The following is a 19779-nucleotide window of genomic DNA, read 5'->3' on the forward strand; positions in this document are numbered from 1 at the left end:
GACTACGGGCGGAACCGGAAGTTCGGCGCGTCCGCCGGGTCGAGCGGCCGCGCGGGGTCGAGTTCGCGCCCCGACTCGTACTTCACGAAACTGAGGTAGTAGAGCCGGCCGCAACCCTCGCCGTCGGTCTCCGCGGCACCGCACACCACCTCGACGCCGTCGGCGTCCTCGAAGTCGTCGTGGGCGGCGGCGTAGGTCCAGCCGTCGAGCGGGTCCGGCGTGACGCACTTGTCGGCCAGTCGCGCCGCGCGGTCGAGCGTGGCCACCGCGCCGCACCGGGGACAGACGTAGCGAACGGGTACGGTCATGGCTTCGAATAGGCCCTCCGGGGGCAAAACCCCGTCCGTCCGGTCCGCCCACCCAGAAGCTCTTTGCCCGAATGCGGCGACCGCTTACGTATGATAGACGAGACGGTCGAGGAGATACGCGAGATGCAGACCCACAGCTCGTCGGTCGTCGCGGTGAAGGCCGCACGTGCGCTCGCGTCGCTCACCGAACGCGACGTCGCCACCGTCGAGGAGTTCGTCCGCGACCTCGAACGCAACAGCAGCGCCCTCCGCCGGGCGAACCCCTCCCACGCCTCCCTCCACACCACCCAGCGTGACATCGTCAGCACCGTCACCGACGCCGACCCCGATACGGTCGAGGAGGCGAAGACGCTCACCCGCGAGGCCGCCGAACGCGTCGTCGAACAGGTCGAGACGGCGAAACACCGCGCCGCCGAGCGCGGCGCCGCCCTGCTTGAGGACGGCACGACGGTGCTCACGCACGACTACTCCTCGACGGTGCTCGAGGCCATCGAACTCGCCGTCCAGGACGGCGTCCACCTCACGGTCTACGTCACCGAGGCGCGCCCGCGCTACCTCGGCCGGAAGACCGCGCGCACGCTCGCCGAACTGGACCGCGTCGACCCCCACCTGCTGGTCGACAGCGCCGTCGGCTGTGTCCTCCCCGAGTGCGACCGCGTCGTCATCGGGATGGACTGCATCGTCGGCGACAGCCTCTACAACCGCGTCGGCACCTTTCCCATCGCGGCGGTGGCGAACGAACTCGACGTCCCCGTCACCGTCGTCGGATCGCGCGCGAAGCTCATCGAGAGCGGGTTCGTCTTCGAGAACGAGGTCCGGTCGCCGAGCGAGGTGATGCGCGAACCCGCCGAGGGGTTCCGCATCGAGAACCCCGCCTACGACGCCACGCCGATGCACCTCGTCGACGGGGTCGTCACCGACTGAGACCCTCCTCCACGCCTCCGTCTTCCACGCCGACGCCGTTCGCGAACAGCCGACGGAGGTCCCCGCCGTCGCTCGCCGTCGCGTCGGCGCTCTCGGGCGCGTGTTCGTACGCCCCGAACCCGACGACGGCCATTCCCGCCGCCCGGGCCGCCCGCGCCCCGTTGGCGGAGTCCTCGACGGCCACCGACCGGGTGGGGTCGACGTCGAGGTCGTCGGCCGCCCGCAGGTAGACCGCCGGGTCGGGCTTGCCGCGCTCGACGTCCTCCGCGCTCGCTACCGCGTCGAAGGTGTCCGCGAGGTCGAACCGGTCGAGGACCAGTCGAATCCACCGCCGGGGCGACGACGAGACGAGGCCGACGGCCGCGTCGTGCTCGCGGGCGGCCGCGACGGCCTCGTCGAACCCCTCCATGAGTGCGGCGCGCTCGGTGTACACCTCTGTCGCCGTCTCGTCGTAGCGCGCGACGAACGCCTCGCGGTCGACGAGGACCGTGTACTCCTCGTCGAGGTGGTCGTAGAGGTCCTGGACGTTGAGGCCCGTGACGTCGTGAGGGTCGACCGACTCCTCGACGGTGGCCGGGAAGATACGGTCGCGCTCGGCGGGAACCCAGTAACGTTCGGAGTCGACGACGACGCCGTCCATGTCGAAGAACACCGCGTCCATGGCGGGCCGTCTCGTGGGGGGCGGAAGGGTCTACCGGCTCCAGGGGAGGACCCGGTGGGCGGCGACGACGCCCCCGCAGACCGGGCACTCGTAGGCGATGCGTCGTTCCCCGCGGCCGTCGCGTTCGACGAGGTGCCAGTCGCCGTCGGCGCCCGCGCTGCCCTCGTGGCCGCACGTCGGACAGAACAGCGTCATCTTCGGCCGGCGCCCGTCACCCGCGCCGTGGTGTGCGTTCGTGGAACTCATCGATTTCAGATAGGATGTGTGGCGGTAAATGCTTGGTGGGTCGAGCCGCCGAAAAGTGGCTAAAACAACCGTTATAGAATTTACCGCTGGTTGTTTATCATGGTATTTCGCAGCTATTCCAAACGGATGTGCACTGATACACCGTCCCGCGGGCCGCGTTCACGAGGTGAGGGTGGAGCGAGTCGGGGCAAGGTACATGGGGAAGGAGTCGAGCGGTGTCGAGGAGTGTCGAGGAGTGTCGAGGCACGTCGCCGGCGGCGCGGGTCGGCGGACGCTACATGTACATCCGGTCTTCCGGCTGGCGGTGCTCCTCGGCCGACTGCATCCGGGCGGCGAGTTCCGCGTAGTGGTGTTTGACCTCGTCGGCGAACGACTCCAGCGGCCCGGTGTCGACGTCGAGACCGTAGACGCGTTCGACGGCGTCGAGGAGGCGGAGCGCGGCGGTCACGTCGGGTGTCTGTGCGTGGGCGGGCGTGGCGAAGACGGCGGCGCGCAGGTCGGCGTCGAGGCCCCGCTGCATCAGCGCGCCGTTGACGCCCTCGAGGAACCCTCCGCCCATCGGTGGGAGGTCGACGCCCTCCAGCCGACGCTCGTGGTAGTCCTGGGTGGCGATGTAGAACGTCCGGTGTTCGTCGGGGCCGTGGGTGACGGGGATACCGGAGAGGACGGCCACCTCACCGACCGCGCCCTCGGCCCAGTCGAGGACGGCGTCGGCGAACGACGTCGCCATCGGGAGCGGGATGAACAGTTCGCCCACGAGGACCGTCAGGTCGAGGTCGTCGCGGGAGAACAGCCGCGTGTGGTGACGTGGTTTCCCGCCGCTGAACGGGGTGATGGGTGGTAACTCGGCGGTAGTGACGTGGCCCGTCTCGGTCAGGTCGAGTTGCTTGACGAGGTAGTCGGCGGCGGTGAGGCCGGCCAGCCCGAACTCCGAGAAGCCACAGAGCAGCGTCTCCGTCGGGGCGCTGTCGTGTGTCACGTCGAAGCGAGCTCGGCCGGACGGGTCGAACGACATGCGGTAGTGTGTGCCGTGTTGTGCCTTAGTCTCGCGGGTCGGAACCCTTTTTCCCGCGTCGCCAGAGACTCCGGTAATGGCGGCACAGGACGGGACGAACGGGTCGAACGCGTCGGCGGACGGACCAGCCGACGCGACGAACGAGTCGGCCAACGGGACGACCGGTGGGGGCGGGGCGACGAACGAGTCGGCCAACGAGAGCACGTGGGGGCCGCGCATCGACGGCGAGGCCGGCGCGACGACGCCGGAGAACAACACCGCCGCGGAGACGGCCAACGCCCTCGGGGAGTTCCTCGCGCAGTGGCTCCCCGTCGGGCTGGCCGACGCCGTCTCGAAGTTCGTCCTCGCGGTGGTCATCATGGTCCTGGCGTGGTACGCCTCGAAGGTCATCAACCGCCTGCTGGGCCGGCGCATCGCCCGGCGCTTCCGTCGCCCCAGCGTCTCCCGGACCGTCCTTCGGCTGATTCGCCTCGTGGTGATGTTCTTCGGGTTCACGACCGTGTTGACCGTCTACGAGGTCCAACTCGGCGACATCGTCCTCTCGGTGACGGTGTTCACGGCCGTGGTCGGTGTCATCCTCGCGCCCATCGTCGGCAGCTACATCAGCGGCATCTTCGTGCTCGCGGACCAGCCCTACGAGGTGGGCGACATGGTCGAGATCGTCGACCAGGACGTCCACGGGTTCGTCGAGGACGTCACGCTCCGCTACACGAAGATATTCACCCTCGACAATACGTTCGTCACCATCCCGAACGGCTCGATACGCGACCGCGACGTGGTCAACTACTCCGCGGAGGACCCCCGCACGCGCCTGCGCCTCGACGTCACCGTCAGCTACGAGGACGACGTCGAGGCGGCCCGTCGTCTCCTCGAGAACGCCGCCCGGGACGTCGACGTCGTCATCGACGGCGGCCCCGACATCCGCATCGGGAGCGCTCGCTACCCCGCCGCGCCGACGTGTTACGTCAACGACTTCGCCGACCACGGCGTCCTGTTGACGCTCCGGTTCTGGGTGAAAGAGCCCTACAAGTTGCTCACCGCCCGCTCGAAGATACTGGAGCGCGTCTGGGACCGACAGGACGACGTCGACATGACGTTCCCGTACCCCCACTCGCACCTCGTCTTCGACGAGACGAGCGGTCACCTCGACGTGGCGGTCGGCGAGGGAGGGCCGGGCGGTCGAGTGGCGGACGGCGACCGTCGGGGCACCTCGGACGCGAACCCCAACGGCCGGGGGGACGCCCGGAGCGACGACCCCTCGACCTAGCCGACCGTGACGACCTCGCAGTCGAGGCTCCGCCGGAGGTAGCGCTCGACGTCCGGGTCGTCCATCAGTTGTCGAATCATGCGCTGCCAGCGACTGGCCTGCTTGCGCCCGATGACGACCACGTCCGCGTTCTCGGCCGCCACCTCGTCGAGGATGGTCTCCTCGACCAGGAACCCCGAGCGGACGAGGTAGCGCGCGCTTGGCAGGGGACCGAGCAGCGACTCCACGTCGCGCTTGAGTTCCCGCCGCGTCACCGTCCCGCCGTTCTGGTAGAGGTTGACGTGGAGGATGGTGAGGTCGGCGTCCCGGTCGCGGGCGACGTTGACCCCCTCACGGAGCGTCGCCTCGGAGTGCTCCGACAGCGGATAGCGGACGGGAACGACGACCTGCGTCATGCGTTCGCTTCTCCGTGCACCCCTCTCAACTTTTTCATCGGAGTTCGACGCGTCCCTCGCGTTCGGGGTCGATACCGGTCGCGCGGGCGTAGTCCGCGAGTACCTCGTACTGGACCGCCGCCGACCCGACGCAGTGGGCGGGCGTGAGCGTCGGGAACTCGTGGGCCGCCACCGTGAGATAGGCGTTCGTCGCCAGCCGGTAGGTGCGGTCGTCGTCCACCAACTCGCCGCCGACTCGCAGGTCGAGCACCTCGCTCGCGTCGCGGTCGTAGCGCACGCGCAACCCGCTGACGTGCGCCAGCCAGCGCGACTCCCCGTGGGCGTGGCTGTGCGCCTCGCGACAGAGCGCCCGGAGTTCCGCGCCCGTCACCCGCGCCAGCGCGACGGGTCCGTCGAAGGGGACGACGCTCGCCAGGTCGGCCACCGTGACGTCGCCGGCGAGCGGCGGTCCCTCGCGGATGCCGCCGCTGTTGTGGAGCGCGCAGTCGGCGTCCGTCGCCCAGCGGTAGGCGTCGGCGACGAAGTTCCCGATGCGACTCTCCCCGTCGTAGCGGTGCGACCGCGTGCGCTCGATGGGTCGCTCGACGTGTCCGACCACCTGCGAGAGCCCCGCCTCGCGCCGTCGGGTCTCGAAGTACTCGCGGAGGTCGGCGTCGGGCGTCGCGCCGTCGACGGCGTGGCGGGTGGCCGTCCCGGCGGCGAGGTCCACCTCGACGACGGCGTGGCCGTTCGCTCCCGGACGCGTACAGACGGTGCCCGCGACGCGCTCGAGACGCGGGACGTGGAGGTGGCCCCCGAGGACGGCGTCGACGTCGACGCGCTCCGCGAGGGCGTCGTCCATCCCCCCGAGGTGCGAGAGGACGACGAGGTAGTCCGCGCCCGCTCCCCGGAGTGCGGCGAGTTCGCGCTCGACGGCCGCGAGGGGGTCCTCGAACGTCAGGCCGTTGGCGCGCGGACTCATCTCGCGGGTCAGCGGGTCGGTGACGCCGACGAGGCCGACGCGCGCGTCGGCCGTCTCGAGGACCGTCGAGGCGGTGACGCCCTCCTCGTGGCCGAAGGGACGGTCGCCGTCGCGGACGTTGGCGCTCAGCCAGCGCTGGGGCGACGCCCGGACGACCGCGCGCGTGGCGTCGAGGCCGTAGTCGAAGTCGTGGTTGCCGAAGGTCTCCGCGTCCGGACGGACCGCCTCGAAGAACGCGACCGACTGGCGCCCCCGCGCGACCAGCGGGAGGACCCCGGGAGCGGTGTCGTCGCCGGTCCCGACGACGAGCGCGTCCGGTCCGCGCAGGTCCTCGATACGCCCGGCGAGGCGGGCGAGGCGGTCGGGGTCGTCGTAGACCCCCTCGATGTCCGAGTAGTGGAGTAGCCGCGGCATCGTCGGAGGCGCGCGGCGCCGGCACAAAGCCGTGTCGACCACACGTCGACCCGACCGTCGGAGTATTAGGGCCGGCGCGTGGAGGGGAGGGCATGGAGGCACGTACGCACCCCGACGGGACGACGCTCTACGTCGACCGGACGGAACCGGAGCGCGGGTCGAAAGCGCCCTTCCTCGCCGTCTACCGCACCGAGGACGGCGAGCGCCGCTGGGGGTTCTTCTGTACGAACTGCGAGACGTTCGACAACGCCGTCGACGCGATGGGCCGCATCCAGTGCAACCAGTGTCGCAACTTCCACAAGGCCGAGGAGTGGGACGCGGCCCACGAGTAGTTTCCCGCAGTCGGTACGTCTCTCCGCGGTGAGTTCGTGCCAATTCGTGACAAAGATTAAGAGCCGTCGCATACAACCCGCAAACGAATGGGGGTCGTTAACAAGCCGCTACTCGAGGAAGCGCGCGAGATATTCACCGGTCTCGGCTACACGGTGACCGACCTCGGGTCGGAACTGAGAGCCGAGCGCAAGTGGCGCATCGTCTACGTCACGACCGACGACCCGTCGGAGGTCACCGAGGACGTCGACCTCCGCTGTTTCGTCGCGAGCGAGGACCGCGCGTCACGACTGCGCGAACGGTTGCTCGACCGCGGCCCGGACTACGACTGGGCCGTCGTGAGCGTCGCCGAGGACGGAGCCTACGACGTCCTCCACCCACAGAGCAGTCAGGCGCTCCCGTCCTGAGACCGGTCCCGTAGGAGAGACCGCTCCACTCCACGCGCCCCACGCGCGCCCGCCGCCCACGGACGCGCGTCAGCGGGTGCCACGAACGCCTTTTGTCCCTGCACGCGATAGACGACGGTATGTTCGTGGGGCACGGTCTCGTGGCGTTCGCCCTCGTCGCCCTCGCCGCCCGCCGCGTCGGGTGGTCGCGCGAGCGCGCGCTCGCCGTCGGTCTCCTCGCCGCCGGGTTCGGCTTCCTCCCGGACGTCGACATGCTCTACGCACCGGTCGGTCTCCTCGCCGGCGCCGACTCGCTGGTCGGGCTCGCGCAGGGGTTCTGGGACGCCAGCGCCGTCGTCCACCGCTCGATGACCCACTCGCTGGTCGTGGGGAGCGTCGCCGCCGTCGGCTTCGCGGCGTGGCGCTCGACGGACCGCGCCCGGCGCGCGCTCGGTTCGACGCTCCTCGTCGCGCTCGTCGCCGTCGGCGCCGCGGAGAGCGGCGGCCTCGGGGCGCTCGTGATGGGGGCGTTCGTCGCCGGCGGCGTCCTCCTCGTCGCAGGTGCCCGGCACCTCGACCTCTCGCCGAGCGCGGTGCTCGCCGCGGCGCTCGCCGGCCTGCTGACCCACCCGTTCGGCGACCTCTTCACCGGCGGGCCCCCGGCGCTGTTCTACCCGCTCGACGTACCTGTCTTCGACGGCTACGTGGCGCTGGCGGGCGACCCGACGCTCCACCTGCTCGGGGCGATGGGCGTCGAGTTGCTGGCGCTGTGGGCGGGCGTGGTCGCGTACCTCCACCTGACCGAGCGCCGGACCCGCGACGCGGTCCACCCGTGGGCGGCGTTCGGCCTCGCCTACGCGGGGGCGGTGCTCGCGGTGCCCGCGCCGACGCTCGACCTCTCGTACCCGTTCGTCTTCGGCATCCTCGGGGTCGGCGTCGTCGGCTGCGCGCCGCACGTGGTCCGTCGGGGCCGGCGTGAGCGCCTCGTCGCCACCGTCGTGACGGCGCTGGCCACCGTCTCGCTCGGCGCGCTCGCCTACACCGCGAGCTACCTCGCCGTCCTGTAAACCGGACGACGGGACGCACTGGGGAAAGCTTCTATCCTTTCGGTGTTTCTGTCCCGGACATGGAAACGAGCGACATCGGACGCGTCCTGCGGGACGCCCGCCTGAACGCCGGGTTGGCGTGGGCGCTCGTCGTCGTGGTCGCCCTCGTCGCGGTGCGAAACGCCCTCGACGGCGACCCGCTGTGGGCGGGGTTCGCGGCGCTCGTCGCGCTCGTGGCGGTGCTCCCGGCGGTGCGCCTGCGCTCGGTGCGCGCCATGCTCCCCTGGGAGGTCGTACTGCTCGCGGCGCTCCCACTGCTGGCCCGTCCCTTCGGGCCGGCGAGCCTCGGGGGGGTCGCGACCTACCTCTCGGTGGCGGCCATCGCGCTCATCATCGCCGTCGAACTGCACGTGTTCACGCCCGTCGAGATGAGCCACTCGTTCGCGGTGTTCTTCGTCGTCGTGGTGACGATGGCCACCGCCGGCGTCTGGGCCGTCACGCGCTGGAGCGCCGACATCTACCTCGGCACCGGCTTCGACCTCGACGAGCGCGCGCTCATGTTCGAGTTCATCGCCTCGACCGCCGCGGGGGTCATCGCGGGCGTCGTCTTCGACGGGTACTTCCGCCGGTACGCCAGGGCGTCCGACCGACTGGAGGTGCAGCCGTGAGGCTGCGCGACGTCCTCGATATCAGCGAGCGGCGCCAGCGCCAGCTGGTGCGGCTGATGGAACTCGGTCTCATCGGCATGTTCTTCATCGGTCTCGAACGCGGGAAGACCGGCATCGTCGTCAACACGACCGTCGCACTCGCGGTGACGCGCCTGCCGTCGCTGCTCGAACGGGACCTCCGCCTCCCGATGGACGCGGGCCTGACCCTGTGGATAACCACGGCGGTGTTCCTGCACGCGTTCGGTACCGTCGGTCTCCCCGGGACGGCGTCGACGCCCTACCAGTCGGTGTGGTGGTGGGACCACCTCACGCACACGCTGTCGTCGTCGGTCGTCGCCGCCGCCGGCTACTCGACGGCCCGGGCGCTCGAACTCCACTCCGACAGCAACCACTTCCCCGGCCCGTTCATGTTCGTGTACCTCCTCCTGTTCGTCATCGCCTTCGGCGTCCTCTGGGAGGTGGTCGAGTTCCTCATCGCGGAGGCGGCTGCCATGCTCGGCGGTGACCCCGTCCTCACGCAGTACGGTCTCGAAGACACCATGCTCGACCTCGTGTTCAACACCATCGGCGGGGTCATCGTCGCGCTCTGGGGAACCGCCCACCTCACCGACGTCGCCGACGCGCTGAGCCTCCGGCTGACGGCCCGCGAGGCGGAGTAGGCCGGAGACGGCAGGACCTGCTGGCGCGTGCACACTTATGCCCGCGCCGGGAGTAGGAACCCGCCGCGATGGTATACAAGAAGATAACCCTCATCGGGAGCAGCGACGAGAGCTTCGACGACGCCGTCGACGACGCCATCGAGCGCGCCGACGAGACCCTCGACAACGTCCACTGGGTCGAGGTCAAGGAGTTCGGCGTCGAGATAGCGAGCGTCGACGACCGCGAGTATCAGGCCGAAGTCGAAGTCGCGTTCAAGATAGAGTAAGGCCGGTCAGTCGTCGGCCCCGGAGGTCGGTTCGTCGCTCATCCGCGGCGACCCCTCCCGAGCGCGTCGGAACCACCGGTCGACGTTGTCGGCGACGTAGTCGCGCCCGCCGAGGCCGAGCGCGAGGCCGACACCGATGGCGATGGCCGCGCCGAAGCCGTAGGCGACCGCGCGCGCCAGGATGTAGAGGATTCTCACGTCGACGCCCATCGTACTCAGCGCGATGACGAGGACGGTGAAGTAGAGGAACAGGCGCACCCCCGTGGCGAACGCCCGCGCGTACGCCGTCTCCGCGACGCCCTCGGCGCGTTGGATGACGTCCGCGACGAAGTCGGCCACGATGAACCCGAGGACGAGGATGACGAGCCCGGCGATGAACGCGGGCAGGTACGTCGCGGCCTCGCTGACGTACGCCGAGAGCACGTCGATGGCCAGCGCGTCGGCCGCCGCGAGGACCGCGAGGAAGTAGACGTAGTACGCGCCGATCTTCCCCAGCGCGCGGTCGACGCCGCCCGGCCCCGCCATCGAGGCGACCGGGGTGTCCCGGGCGCGGTCGTCGATGTCGACGGCGTCGGCCAGCCGGCGGATGACGGCGGCGACGACCCGGCCGACGACCCAGCCGACAAGGAGGATGAGTATCGCTCCCACGAGCCGCGGGAGGAACGCGAGCACCTGCGAGACCGTCTCCTGGAGGAACTCCGGGACGGTCTGTGCCTGAAACGCGACGCTCCGTGAGGAGCGTGCGATTGCTGTCGAGAGTGTTTGGAACATCGCACCCGACGTTCGACACTTAGCTGTAAAAACTGCCGGCAGACATCTGCAAGTGGTGCCTGAAACGTACTATGACACTACGAATGTCGATTTCTTCGGAGTGACACGCGACCGGGAGTGCGACGACGCCGGGACCGTACTCTGGCCGTGGGAGCGAGACGGCCGTGGGTCGAGGAACGGAGGAGAACGGGCGGTGGGCGGTGGGCGACTACGTCCGGAAGGACTCGCCGCATCCGCACTCGCTGACGGTGTTCGGGTTCTCGACGTGGAAGCCCGCGCCCTGCAGGCCGCCCTCGAAGTCGAGGACGCTCCCGTCGATGTAGCGCATGCTCGCCGGGTCGACGAACACGCGCAGGCCGTGGTGTTCGGAGATGGTGTCGTCCGGTTCCGGTGTGTCGTCGAAGCGCATCCCGTAGGAGAGTCCCGCACAGCCGCCCTGCTGGACGAACAGGCGGAGTCCAGCCTCGTCGGTGTCGAGCCCCTCCTGTTCGAGCAACGAGAGCGCCTGCTCTGCGGCCCCCGTCGTCACCTCCACGGACGCGTCCGCGTGTGCGGTCGTGCTACTCATACCTCACAGTCTCGCCCCGAGGAGGTTAACCCTGACGCCGATGCGACGTCCGCCCCCCGACCGATTCGACACGACGGTCGCGTCATCGACGCGTGCTTGTCCCGCGACGTCGAAGCTCACCCGTGACGACGACCACCCGCGAACTGACCGCCGAGAGCGACCGTCGCGCGGCGTGCTCGCTCCTCGCACAGCTCTTCTCAGACGTCGAGGAGGACCGCATCCGCGGGTTCCTCGACGACGACGCCTACCACCTCTTCGGCCGGTTCGCCGACGGGACGCTCGTCGGCGTCGCCGGCGCCTCCGTGCGCCCGGTGCTCCACCACGAGCGCCACGTCTGGCTCTCCGACCTCGTGGTCGACGCCGACCGCCGGGGGGAGGGTCACGGCGCGCGCCTGCTCGGGTTCGTCGAGGAGTGGGCCCGCGAGCGGGACTGCGACCTCGTCGCGTTCGCGGTCCGCGCGGGAAACGACGGCGCGGAGCGGTTCTACGAGGCCCACGGCTACGAGGCGTGGGGCAGCGTGTACGAGCGGCGGCTGTGAACGGGCCTACTCCTCCTCGAAGCGCACCTCGACGCTCGCGGCGTGGGCTTCGAGGCCCTCGGCGCGCGCGAGCGTCGTGACGGTGTTCCGGAGGTCCGCGAGGCCGGACTCCGAGAGGCGCTGGACGGTCGTCGAGCGCAGGAACGTCTCGACGGAGAGGCCGCCGAACACCCGCGCGCCCCCGTTGGTCGGGAGGACGTGGTTCGTCCCGCTGGCGTAGTCGCCGGCCGCGACGGGGGTGTGTGGCCCGAGGAAGACGCTCCCGGCGTTGCTGATGCGGTCGAGGAGCGCCTCGTCGTCGTCCGCCAGGACGACCAGGTGCTCGGCGGCGTACTCCTCGGCGAACAGCACGGCCTCGGGCATCGACCGGGCGTGGAAGACGCCGCTCGCCTCGTTCGAGAGCGCCTCGCGGACGACGTCGCTGCGCTCGCGCTCCCCGGCCTGTCGGTCGACTTCCTCGCGGACGGCCTCGGCCAGGTCCTCGTCGTCGGTGACGGCGACGACGGAGGCGTTCGCGTCGTGTTCGGCCTGCGCGACGAGTTCGGCCGCCACGTACCGGGGGTTCGCGTCCCCGTCGGCGAGGACGAGCACCTCGCTCGGCCCCGCGAGGAAGTCGATGGCGACGTCGCCGCGCACCTCGGCCTTCGCGGCGGTGACGAAGCGGTTGCCCGGCCCGACCACCTTCTCGACGCTCGAGACGGTCTCGGTGCCGTAGGCGAGCGCGGCGATGGCCTGCGCGCCGCCGACCTGGTAGACGGCGTCCGCGCCGGCGAGGTTGATGGCGGCGAGCGTCGCGTCGTTCAGTTCCTCGGCCGGCGGAGTGACGACGGCGACGTGTTCGACGCCCGCGACGACGGCGGGGACGACGCCCATCAGCGCGCTGGAGGGGTAGGCGGCCGCCCCGCCGGGGACGTACACGCCGACGCGCTCGATGGGGCGGAACCGCCGCCCGAGTTCCCGGCCGGGGGAGAACTCGCGGCGCCAGTCATCGGGCAGTTGCGCCTCGTGGAACTCGCGGACGTTCGCCGCGGCCGTCTCGATGTGGTCGCGCAGGTCGGGGTCCACCGTCTCGGCGGCGCGTTCGGCCTCGTCGGTGATGTCGAGGTTCCCCACCTCGACGCCGTCGAACTCGCTCGTGTACTCCCGGAGGGCGACGTCCCCTTCCGTCCGGACGCGCTCGACGATGTCGCGGGCGGTTTCGCTGGCCGCGTCGACCCCCGCGTCGCGCTCGAAGAGCGCGCGACGGTCGGCCGGACCGAGGTCCGCGACGCGTCTGACGTTCATACCCGCGGCTTCGGAAGGGGTGCGGAAAACGGTTGCTGACCCGCGTCAGCGCGTCGCGTACCAGAGGACGCCGACGACGGCGAGGGCGAACAGTCCCCCGAGGAAGAACGCGAGCGCCGGGTCGAGGGCGGCCGCGGCCTCCGCCGTGGTCTGGGCGGCGTCGGCCGACCCGGTGGCGCCGCCCCCGCTGTCGGTCGCGACACCGGGGCCGCCCCCACCTCCGGCCTCGGACTCGGGCGCCGTCGCGTCGCCGCCGGTCCCGTCGGGGAGTATCGCGCCGTAGAGGAACTGTCGCAGGAGGAGCGTGGCGACGCCGAGCGCGAGGACGACGCCGAACAGGCGTGCGAGCAGCGAGCGCAGACGCGACCCGTCCTCGTCCCGGCCGGCGAAGAGGACGACGGCCTCGCTGGTCGGCGCGTAGACCGTCATCTCGGTGCCGCGCTCGGAGTAGCCGACGCCGGCCGCCTCGATGAGGCCGGCGTCGTCGAGTTTCCCCAGGTGGTAGTGGACGTTCTGGAGGGAGGTGCCGGTCGCGTCGCGGAGGTCGGCCGGCGTCGCCGGCTGGTCGTAGAGCCGCGAGAGGACCTCTCGCGTCGTCGCCGAGGAGAGCACGTCGAACAGCTCGTCCGCCCGCTCGCCGTCCAGGCCGACCATCCGTGGCTCGCCCGGTTCGCGCGTCGGGGACTCGCGGAGCGGCAACAGGCTCATCGTCTCCCCGTCTCTCCGTCGTGGCTAAGGCTTTTCTGATGTATCAAACCCACCTTTGACTCACTCCAGTCGGGCGAGACCGAGGTACGAGAGGACGGCGCGCACGAAGAGAAAGCAAACGAGGACGAACGCGAGGAGCGTCGTCGGCGCCGCGAGCAGGCGCGCCGTCCGGAAGCCGACGAACCCGCGCGTGAACCCGAGGATGACGAAGCTCACGAGGACCAGCGCGAACGCCAGCGCCGCGAGTCGCCCGTAGGTCTGGTACCGCACGCACGGGAGTCGGTCGCCGGAGTACAAACGTCCAGCGACCCGCGGCGCTCTGTACGCGACGACCCGTCGCGTCACCTCGGGGCCCGCGAGACGTCACCCACCGTTATGTTCCGCCCGCCGTACCGGAGCGCATGGTCGGAACCGACGGGGAGGGAGGGAGTCTCGGGACGCGACGACGCTTCGTCGCGCTGGTGGGCGTCGGCCTCGGAGCCGCGCTGGCCGGCTGTACCGGCGACGGCAACTCGTCCCCCGAAGAGGCGACGGTCACCGTCCGGCTGCGAAACCGCGACGACACCGAGCGCGCCTACCGCGTCGTGGTCCGTCGGGGCGAGAGCGCGACGAACGAGTTCTCCGGGCGACTGCCCGCCCGCTCGAACGACGACGTCGAGATGGTGGCGACCTTCCGCCCGGCGGGGGACCGGGCCGAGGTGAGCGTGGAGACGGACGCCGCACAGCGCGGCCAGACGTGGGACCCGACCGAGTGCCGGGACTACCTCGTCGAGGCGTTCGTCGAGGACGGCGAACCGGAACTGGACGGCGGCTGTCGCGACGACTAGGCCCGTTTCCCGTGTCGATTGGTACCGCCCCGGACGTGTGACCCCGCGGTCAACCCGCCGGGGCTACTTTTCCGTCAGGGCCCCAGTTCCAGTCATGACCGACACCGACGTGCTGTTCGACCGGACGGCGCTCGACGGACTGACGCTCGACAACCGGGTCGGACTCGCGCCGATGACGCGGGTGAGCGCCACCGACGACGGGCGCGCGACCGAGGAGATGGCGCGCTACTACCGGAAGTTCGCCGAGGGCGGCTTCTCCTTCCTGCTCACGGAGGGCGTCTACACCGACGACGAGTACAGCCAGGGCTACCTGAACCAGCCCGGTCTCGTCACCGACGAGCAGGTCCGGGCGTGGGAGCCGGTCACCGCGGCCGTCCACGACGCCGACACACCCGTGTTCGCCCAGTTGATGCACGCCGGCGCGCAGGCCCAGGGCAACCCCCACGTCGACGACGGCGAGACGCTCGCGCCCTCGTCGATTCGCCCGGCCGGAGAGATGGCCGAGGCTTACGGCGGCAGCGGCGCGTTCCCCGTCCCGAACGAGGCCACGACCGAGGACCTCGACGCGGCCCGCGAGGGGTTCGTCGACGCCGCACTGAACGCCCACGAGGCCGGCTTCGACGGCGTCGAACTCCACGCCGCCAACGGCTACCTCCTCAACGAGTTCCTCGCGAGCGACGCCAACCGGCGCGACGACGAGTACGGCGGCGACCCCGAGGACCGGGTGCGCTACCCGGCCGAGGTGCTGGCCGCCGTCGCAGACGCCGTCCCCGAGGACTTCGTCGTCGGCGTCCGCGTCTCCCAGACGAAGGTGACCGACGACGACTACCGGTGGGTGGAGGGCGAGCGCGCCGCGGAGGTCTTCTTCGAGGCGCTCTCGGCCGACGCGGACTACCTCCACGTCACCGAACCCGCGATAACGGAACCGGCGTTCGGCGACGAGGGACCGACGCTCGCGGAGGCGGCGGCCGCGGCCGTCGAGGGGGGGGACCGTCGTCGTCGCCAACGGCGGCCTCGGCGACCCGCAGGCCGCCCGTGCGACCGTCGAGGCCGGCGCCGACCTCCTCACGCTCGGGACGAGCGCGCTCGCCAACCCCGACTGGCCCGCCCGCGTTCGGGCGGGCGACGACCTCGAGGCGTTCGACCCCGCCTCGTTCCTCGCACCGAGCGCGGCGCTCTCCGACCACGAGGTTCCGGCGGACGCCGCGCCGGCCGACGACTGAGCGACCCCCTTGGGTCGCCCGGTCCGGCCCGATTCGGGGCCGGATCTCACCGCCGAACCGGGCGTCGACGCGTTCAGACTACCTGCAGGTGTTCCTCGCGGAGTTCCTCGTCGGTGTACTCCTGACCGTGGACATCTTTCATGTGTCGCTTGGCCAGAGCTATCGCCTCCTCCTCGTCCTCCGACTGGATGATGAACCGGCAGTCGGCCACTGCCGACTCGCAGTCGAGTTTCCGTGCTTCGGTCATGGTGGGCTCACCCCCGTCGAGGTACGTGGTCGAGGAGTAGATAGGCATCCGATGACGCCACGGCACCCGTCGACGCGCGTGCAGTGGGTGACCGCCGGGCACCACCTGCACGCCGGCGCGCTCGCGGCGGTGGCTCCGGGTCGGGAGTACCGAGCGAGCGGCCGGTCGCTTCGAGGGGCGACTGTCGTCTCTGGTCGGTGAGTGTGGTACCCGTGAAACGTGTCGCCCGGAACACTAACGTCCGACCTCATCCCGTGGCGGCGTGCCGCGTCGGCCGGGAAACCCTCGTGCCGGGCGTGTGCGTCGTGCGGCTGCACGACGACTTTCGGAGCCGGCGTCAGCCGGCGTGTGCGTCGTCCAGAGGACGACGACGTTCGGTGGCGGCGTGAACCGCCGGTGTGTCGCGTGCCCGGGTTCTCCGCGCTGTCATCGCATCCGCGTGAGATGAACTCGGGCGGGGACTAGAGGCACGCAGTGGGGGTAGTCGCGTCGGCGGGTTAAGCCCTTCTCTCCGTTCAGACGGCGTAGTCGCGCTCGCGTATCTGGACGTAGCGGTCGTCGCGGTAGCAGTGCTTGAGGAGTTTGTACCGCCCGTACAGTTTCACGCCGGCGACCCCCGCACCGACGGCGTCGCGGGTCCCGAAGCCGTAGGCGCCGCCGCGGTTGACGATGGCGTCCGCGGTCCGGAAGGTACGGTCCCAGTCCGCCGGCCGGTGCCCGCGGACGAGGTCGGCGAACGCGACGTTGCGCCGCACCTCGCTCCCGATGGCGCGCTTCCACTCGCTGTTGTACGCCCGCATCGCGTCGAGGGCGGCCAGTCGCCCCGCTATCTTCCCCGTCCGGACGGCGACGTGGTCGCCGCCCTCGTGGAAGGCGCTGGTCGCGCCCATCGCGCCCCCGACGACGGCGACGTTGGCGGCCGTCGGCGAGTCGATGGGGCGCGTCGAGGAGATGGGGTACGTCTCGGTGCCCGCGCGCTTGCCGCGGTCCTCGACGAGCGGGAAGTCCTCCTCGATATCGAAGCGGCCGCCGTACTCGTACTCGAGGAGGCGCCGGACGTACTCCGTCCCCGTCGGGATGCGCTCGTCCTCCGGACGCAGGAGGGCGTACTCCTCGCGGCCCTCGACCGCGTCGAGGTCCATCCCGATGGGCATGGTGAGGCCGACGCGGGCGACGGTGCCGTCGTTGGGGAACACCCACGGGTAGGCGGTGTGCCCGGGCATGAGCCCCCACCAGAACTTGATGACGTCGTCCTCGAAGACCTCCTCCGGGAACTCGCGGTACTCCTGGTAGGCGATGTGGTTCGCCCGCCGGGAGGCGAGGTTCTCGAGGGAGCCGTCGGGGAGGAGCGGGTCGAGCACCTGACTCGTGACGGTGCGCTGGGGGCCGTCGGCGAGGACGAGGTGGTCGGCGTGGACCTCCTCACCGGAGCGCAGTATCAGGGTGTGCGAGCGCTCGCGGTGGTCCGTCTCGACCGACCGGACCGACGCCCCGACGCGGTACTCCGCGCCGGCGTCCTCGGCGCGCTCCCTGAGCCAGTCGTCGAACCGGGCGCGGTGCATGGTGAACCCGAAGTTCGGATACGAGGACTCGATACCGGTCGACTGGAGGAGCATGGAGGCGTTCGGGCCGGCGAACTCGGCGCCCCGCAGTTCCCGGCACTTCACCCACTCGGGAATCTCGTCGGGGGTGAACTCCATGATGTCGACCCAGTAATCGAGGATACCGGCGGCGTCGGTCGAGTCGGGACCGAGGCCGTCCCGGTCGGCGCGGGGGACACCCTTCTCCAGGACGACGGCCTCGGCTCCCTCCTCGGCGGCGGCCCGCGCGGCCGAGGACCCTGCGGGGCCACCGCCGACGATGGCCACGTCTACCTCGTGCATATCCCTACCCCCTCGCGTAGTGACTTAAGCGACGTGACTCGTACGTCACCCGTGAAAGACACGACCACGTGCGTGTCGCCGCCGTCGGTGCCTTTCAGCCCGTCTCGCGCGTCGAGGGGCACGTTTTTGTCCGCTCGACGCCGCGCTCTCTCCACGCCCGTTATGCTCGACGCGCTCGTGACACACCGCCTGGCCGTCTACGCCGGAGGCCTCCTCCTCGCCGCCCTCCCGACCCTCCTCGACCGGGGGTTCGACGTGGTCCTCGCCGGTCCCCTCCGGACGGTCCTCGTGGCGCTCGCGCTCGGGACGATGCTCCTCACCTACGCCGGCGAGCGACGCGCGCGCGGGACGACCGACCCCCGGGACGCGACACCCGACTACGCGCTCGGCACGCGCGTCGCCGCCGTCGGTGCCGTCGCGGGGGTCGCACTCGGCGGCTACCTCGCGGCGACGGCCGACCTCCTCGTCGGCGTCCTGTTCGTCGGCGGCGGCGTCCTGTTCGCCCGACTCGCCGTCGGCGGGGGGCGCGGACGGTGACCCGGACGCCGGCTGACGGCGGTGCGACGCGGGACGCCGGCGGACGCGACGACCCGGTCGAGGTGGTCCGTCACGTCCACTTCGCGATGACGGGCTCGTTCCCCCTGCGCCTCGCGGACCTCTTCTTCGCCGACGACGCCCTCTACGTCGCGGAGTACGGTCATCTGACGCCCCTGTTCGGCCTCGGGACCGGCGAACACCGCCGGGCGGCGGCGGACGCCCGCCGCACCTACGAGGAGGGCGGGGCCGAGGCGGTGCTCCGACGGGCCGACACCGTCCGGCGGTACGCCCCCGAGGCGCTCGACCGCGTCACCCTCCACGATGGGGGGTGGCTCGGTCGCCCCCGCGTCGCCGTCTCCCCCGCGACGGGACGGGGCCACGCCTATCGACTCCACGAGGTTCCCGAGTTCGACGCGCTCGCCGACGCCGTGTCCGAGTGGGGCGTCGGTCGAGGGGTGACCGTCGAGTGTGGGTCGGGCATCGGCGGCGGGCCGGTCGAGCGTCTCGCCCGGCTACTCCCCGAGTGACGTCGTCGAGAAGGGGGCGACTCAAGAGGCCGGACGGTGACGGTAGCCGCATGAGCGAACGCGAGAACGACCCCGACCCCGACCCCGACCCCGACCCCGACCCCGACCCCGACCGCGGCCGCGACCACGACGTCGTCGTCCTGCGCCGCGGCGTCCACGGGATGCCGATAGACGACTACGCGACCGACCTCCGCGAGCGCCTGCCCGGCGCGCGCGTCCGGGTCGCGCGGACGCCCGCGGAGGAACGCGACCTGGTGCCCGAGGCGACGGTCGTCACCGGTCACCACCTCGACCCGTCGCTGCTGGAGGACGCGGACGACCTCGACCTGTTCGCCTGTAGCTACGCGGGCTACGGCCACCTGCCGACCGACGCCTTCGCCGACCACGGCGTCGCCGTCACCACCGCCTCGGGCGTCCACGGCCCGAACATGGCCGAGTACGTCGTCGGGGCCATCCTCGCGTTCGTCCGCGGGTTCCCCGAGGCGTGGCGCCGCCAGGGCCGCCGCGAGTGGCGCCACTACCAGGCCGACGAGTTGCAGGGGAGCACCGTCACCGTCGTCGGCCTCGGCGCCATCGGGACGGCCGTCGTCGAGCGGTTGTCGGGCTTCGGCGTCCACACCATCGGCGTGCGCAACTCGCCGGAGGCGGGCGGCCCGACCGACGAGGTGCTCGGGGTCGACCGCCTGCACGACGCCCTCGCCCGGACGGACTACCTCGTGCTCGCGGTGCCGCTGACCGACGAGACGGAGGGGCTCGTCGACGCGGCGGCGCTCGACACCCTCCCCCCGAACGCCGTCGTCGTGAACGTCGCCCGCGGACCGGTCGTCGACACCGACGACCTGGTCGACGCGCTCCAGGGCAGCCACGTCCGCGGGGCCGCCCTCGACGTGACCGACCCCGAACCCCTCCCGCCCGAGCACGTCCTCTGGACGTTCGAGAACGTGTTCATCACGCCGCACAACAGCGGCCACACCCCGCAGTACTACGCCCGCCTCGCCGACATCGTCGCCGAGAACGTCGACCGACTGGACGCGGACGAGGACCTGGTCAACCAGGTCGTCCCCTGAGTCCCGCCGCCGTCCTCGGACGACGACACTCACGACTGACAGTCACTCTCCG

Annotated in this window: 26 protein-coding genes and 1 pseudogene; 14 read left to right on the forward strand and 13 right to left on the reverse strand. The window is 71.1% G+C overall.

The genetic code is table 11. From position 1 onward, the window contains the following. Positions 1-2 precede the first annotated feature (2 nt). On the reverse strand, positions 3-308 hold the full coding sequence (locus P1Y20_RS02650) for a DUF7969 family protein (protein WP_304447105.1): 306 nt from the start codon (positions 306-308) through the stop codon (positions 3-5). A 90-nt stretch (positions 309-398) separates the two neighbouring features. Here P1Y20_RS02650 and P1Y20_RS02655 point away from each other — a divergent pair, with 90 nt between their 5' ends. Continuing rightward, the gene (locus P1Y20_RS02655) at positions 399-1232 is read left to right on the forward strand and encodes an eIF2B alpha/beta/delta subunit family protein (RefSeq protein WP_304447106.1); all 834 of its coding nucleotides are present in this window, start codon (positions 399-401) and stop codon (positions 1230-1232) included. On the opposite strand, the gene P1Y20_RS02660 is transcribed toward P1Y20_RS02655, so the two are convergent. The 3 genes from P1Y20_RS02660 to P1Y20_RS02670 all read right to left on the reverse strand — a co-directional run bounded on the left by P1Y20_RS02660 (position 1222) and on the right by P1Y20_RS02670 (position 3154). Next, positions 1222-1893 carry an HAD family hydrolase gene (locus tag P1Y20_RS02660; RefSeq protein WP_304447107.1) on the reverse strand — a complete coding sequence of 224 codons (672 nt, stop codon included), beginning with the start codon at positions 1891-1893 and terminating at the stop codon, positions 1222-1224. The two genes, P1Y20_RS02655 and P1Y20_RS02660, sit on opposite strands and share 11 nt — an antisense overlap. Before the next feature lie 30 nt (positions 1894-1923). After that, on the reverse strand, positions 1924-2139 hold the full coding sequence (locus P1Y20_RS02665) for a DUF8106 domain-containing protein (protein WP_304447108.1): 216 nt from the start codon (positions 2137-2139) through the stop codon (positions 1924-1926). A 274-nt stretch (positions 2140-2413) separates the two neighbouring features. Beyond that, complete coding sequence (locus P1Y20_RS02670) at positions 2414-3154, reverse strand: proteasome assembly chaperone family protein (protein WP_304447109.1); 741 nt, start codon at positions 3152-3154, stop codon at positions 2414-2416. A 76-nt stretch (positions 3155-3230) separates the two neighbouring features. Here P1Y20_RS02670 and P1Y20_RS02675 point away from each other — a divergent pair, with 76 nt between their 5' ends. After that, a complete protein-coding gene (locus tag P1Y20_RS02675) occupies positions 3231-4421 on the forward strand; it encodes a mechanosensitive ion channel family protein (protein WP_304447110.1) in 1191 nt (396 codons plus the stop codon). Here the strand turns inward: P1Y20_RS02675 and P1Y20_RS02680 are convergent. Together P1Y20_RS02680 and P1Y20_RS02685 are read right to left on the reverse strand one after the other, a co-directional pair. After that, positions 4418-4816 (reverse strand): universal stress protein, encoded by a 399-nt coding sequence (locus tag P1Y20_RS02680; RefSeq protein WP_304447111.1) that lies wholly within the window; start codon positions 4814-4816, stop codon positions 4418-4420. The two genes, P1Y20_RS02675 and P1Y20_RS02680, sit on opposite strands and share 4 nt — an antisense overlap. Before the next feature lie 34 nt (positions 4817-4850). After that, a complete protein-coding gene (locus P1Y20_RS02685) occupies positions 4851-6191 on the reverse strand; it encodes a bifunctional metallophosphatase/5'-nucleotidase (RefSeq protein WP_304447112.1) in 1341 nt (446 codons plus the stop codon). 92 nt (positions 6192-6283) lie between these two features. Here P1Y20_RS02685 and P1Y20_RS02690 point away from each other — a divergent pair, with 92 nt between their 5' ends. The 6 genes from P1Y20_RS02690 (at position 6284) to P1Y20_RS02715 (ending at position 9546) form a co-directional block, all read left to right on the forward strand. After that, entirely contained in the window at positions 6284-6523 is a 240-nt protein-coding gene (locus P1Y20_RS02690) for a DUF5816 domain-containing protein (RefSeq protein WP_304447113.1), read from the forward strand. Positions 6524-6610: 87 nt separating this feature from the next. After that, entirely contained in the window at positions 6611-6928 is a 318-nt protein-coding gene (locus tag P1Y20_RS02695; protein WP_304447114.1) for a DUF7116 family protein, read from the forward strand. A gap of 119 nt (positions 6929-7047) precedes the next feature. Continuing rightward, positions 7048-7974: a metal-dependent hydrolase gene (locus tag P1Y20_RS02700; RefSeq protein ID WP_304447115.1), complete on the forward strand. Its 927-nt coding sequence runs from the start codon at positions 7048-7050 to the stop codon at positions 7972-7974. A 59-nt stretch (positions 7975-8033) separates the two neighbouring features. Further along, entirely contained in the window at positions 8034-8621 is a 588-nt protein-coding gene (locus P1Y20_RS02705) for a hypothetical protein (RefSeq protein ID WP_304447116.1), read from the forward strand. Further along, a complete protein-coding gene (locus P1Y20_RS02710) occupies positions 8618-9280 on the forward strand; it encodes a DUF2238 domain-containing protein (protein ID WP_304447117.1) in 663 nt (220 codons plus the stop codon). Before P1Y20_RS02705 ends, P1Y20_RS02710 begins: the two co-directional genes overlap by 4 nt. 68 nt (positions 9281-9348) lie before the next feature. Further along, entirely contained in the window at positions 9349-9546 is a 198-nt protein-coding gene (locus P1Y20_RS02715; RefSeq protein ID WP_304447118.1) for a dodecin, read from the forward strand. Positions 9547-9552: 6 nt separating this feature from the next. Here P1Y20_RS02715 and P1Y20_RS02720 read toward each other — a convergent pair whose 3' ends face one another. Next, positions 9553-10317, reverse strand: a complete 765-nt coding sequence (locus tag P1Y20_RS02720; protein ID WP_304447119.1) for a mechanosensitive ion channel family protein — start codon at positions 10315-10317, stop codon at positions 9553-9555. 208 nt (positions 10318-10525) lie between these two features. After that, complete coding sequence (locus tag P1Y20_RS02725; protein WP_304447120.1) at positions 10526-10885, reverse strand: HesB/IscA family protein; 360 nt, start codon at positions 10883-10885, stop codon at positions 10526-10528. 122 nt (positions 10886-11007) lie between these two features. Here P1Y20_RS02725 and P1Y20_RS02730 point away from each other — a divergent pair, with 122 nt between their 5' ends. After that, the gene (locus P1Y20_RS02730) at positions 11008-11424 is read left to right on the forward strand and encodes a GNAT family N-acetyltransferase (protein WP_304447121.1); all 417 of its coding nucleotides are present in this window, start codon (positions 11008-11010) and stop codon (positions 11422-11424) included. Positions 11425-11430: 6 nt separating this feature from the next. Here the strand turns inward: P1Y20_RS02730 and hisD are convergent, their stop codons facing one another. From hisD to P1Y20_RS02745, 3 genes are read right to left on the reverse strand one after another with little or no spacing between them, the layout of a single operon-like run. Further along, complete coding sequence (gene hisD / locus P1Y20_RS02735; RefSeq protein ID WP_304447122.1) at positions 11431-12708, reverse strand: histidinol dehydrogenase; 1278 nt, start codon at positions 12706-12708, stop codon at positions 11431-11433. Between the two features lie 45 nt (positions 12709-12753). Further along, positions 12754-13416: an ArsR/SmtB family transcription factor gene (locus tag P1Y20_RS02740; RefSeq protein ID WP_304447123.1), complete on the reverse strand. Its 663-nt coding sequence runs from the start codon at positions 13414-13416 to the stop codon at positions 12754-12756. A 60-nt stretch (positions 13417-13476) separates the two neighbouring features. Continuing rightward, the gene (locus P1Y20_RS02745) at positions 13477-13686 is read right to left on the reverse strand and encodes a hypothetical protein (protein ID WP_304447124.1); all 210 of its coding nucleotides are present in this window, start codon (positions 13684-13686) and stop codon (positions 13477-13479) included. Between the two features lie 131 nt (positions 13687-13817). Here P1Y20_RS02745 and P1Y20_RS02750 point away from each other — a divergent pair, with 131 nt between their 5' ends. Further along, complete coding sequence (locus P1Y20_RS02750; protein WP_304447125.1) at positions 13818-14243, forward strand: hypothetical protein; 426 nt, start codon at positions 13818-13820, stop codon at positions 14241-14243. Between the two features lie 94 nt (positions 14244-14337). Beyond that, positions 14338-15466 (forward strand): annotated as a pseudogene (locus P1Y20_RS02755) (oxidoreductase). A gap of 73 nt (positions 15467-15539) precedes the next feature. Here P1Y20_RS02755 and P1Y20_RS02760 read toward each other — a convergent pair. After that, a complete protein-coding gene (locus tag P1Y20_RS02760) occupies positions 15540-15713 on the reverse strand; it encodes a DUF1059 domain-containing protein (RefSeq protein WP_304447127.1) in 174 nt (57 codons plus the stop codon). A 515-nt stretch (positions 15714-16228) separates the two neighbouring features. Continuing rightward, entirely contained in the window at positions 16229-17596 is a 1368-nt protein-coding gene (locus P1Y20_RS02765) for an NAD(P)/FAD-dependent oxidoreductase (protein ID WP_304447128.1), read from the reverse strand. Between the two features lie 162 nt (positions 17597-17758). On the opposite strand from P1Y20_RS02765, the gene P1Y20_RS02770 reads away from it, so the two are divergent. From P1Y20_RS02770 to P1Y20_RS02780, 3 genes are read left to right on the forward strand one after another with little or no spacing between them, the layout of a single operon-like run. After that, entirely contained in the window at positions 17759-18133 is a 375-nt protein-coding gene (locus P1Y20_RS02770) for a hypothetical protein (protein ID WP_304447129.1), read from the forward strand. Then, positions 18130-18660 (forward strand): hypothetical protein, encoded by a 531-nt coding sequence (locus P1Y20_RS02775; RefSeq protein WP_304447130.1) that lies wholly within the window; start codon positions 18130-18132, stop codon positions 18658-18660. Before P1Y20_RS02770 ends, P1Y20_RS02775 begins: the two co-directional genes overlap by 4 nt. Before the next feature lie 50 nt (positions 18661-18710). Beyond that, positions 18711-19727, forward strand: coding sequence for a D-2-hydroxyacid dehydrogenase (locus P1Y20_RS02780; protein ID WP_379736959.1), 1017 nt, complete (start codon positions 18711-18713; stop codon positions 19725-19727). The last annotated feature ends 52 nt before the right edge of the window (positions 19728-19779 follow it).

The sequence above is a fragment of the Halomarina ordinaria genome, from assembly GCF_030553305.1.
Lineage (GTDB): Archaea > Halobacteriota > Halobacteria > Halobacteriales > Haloarculaceae > Halomarina > Halomarina ordinaria.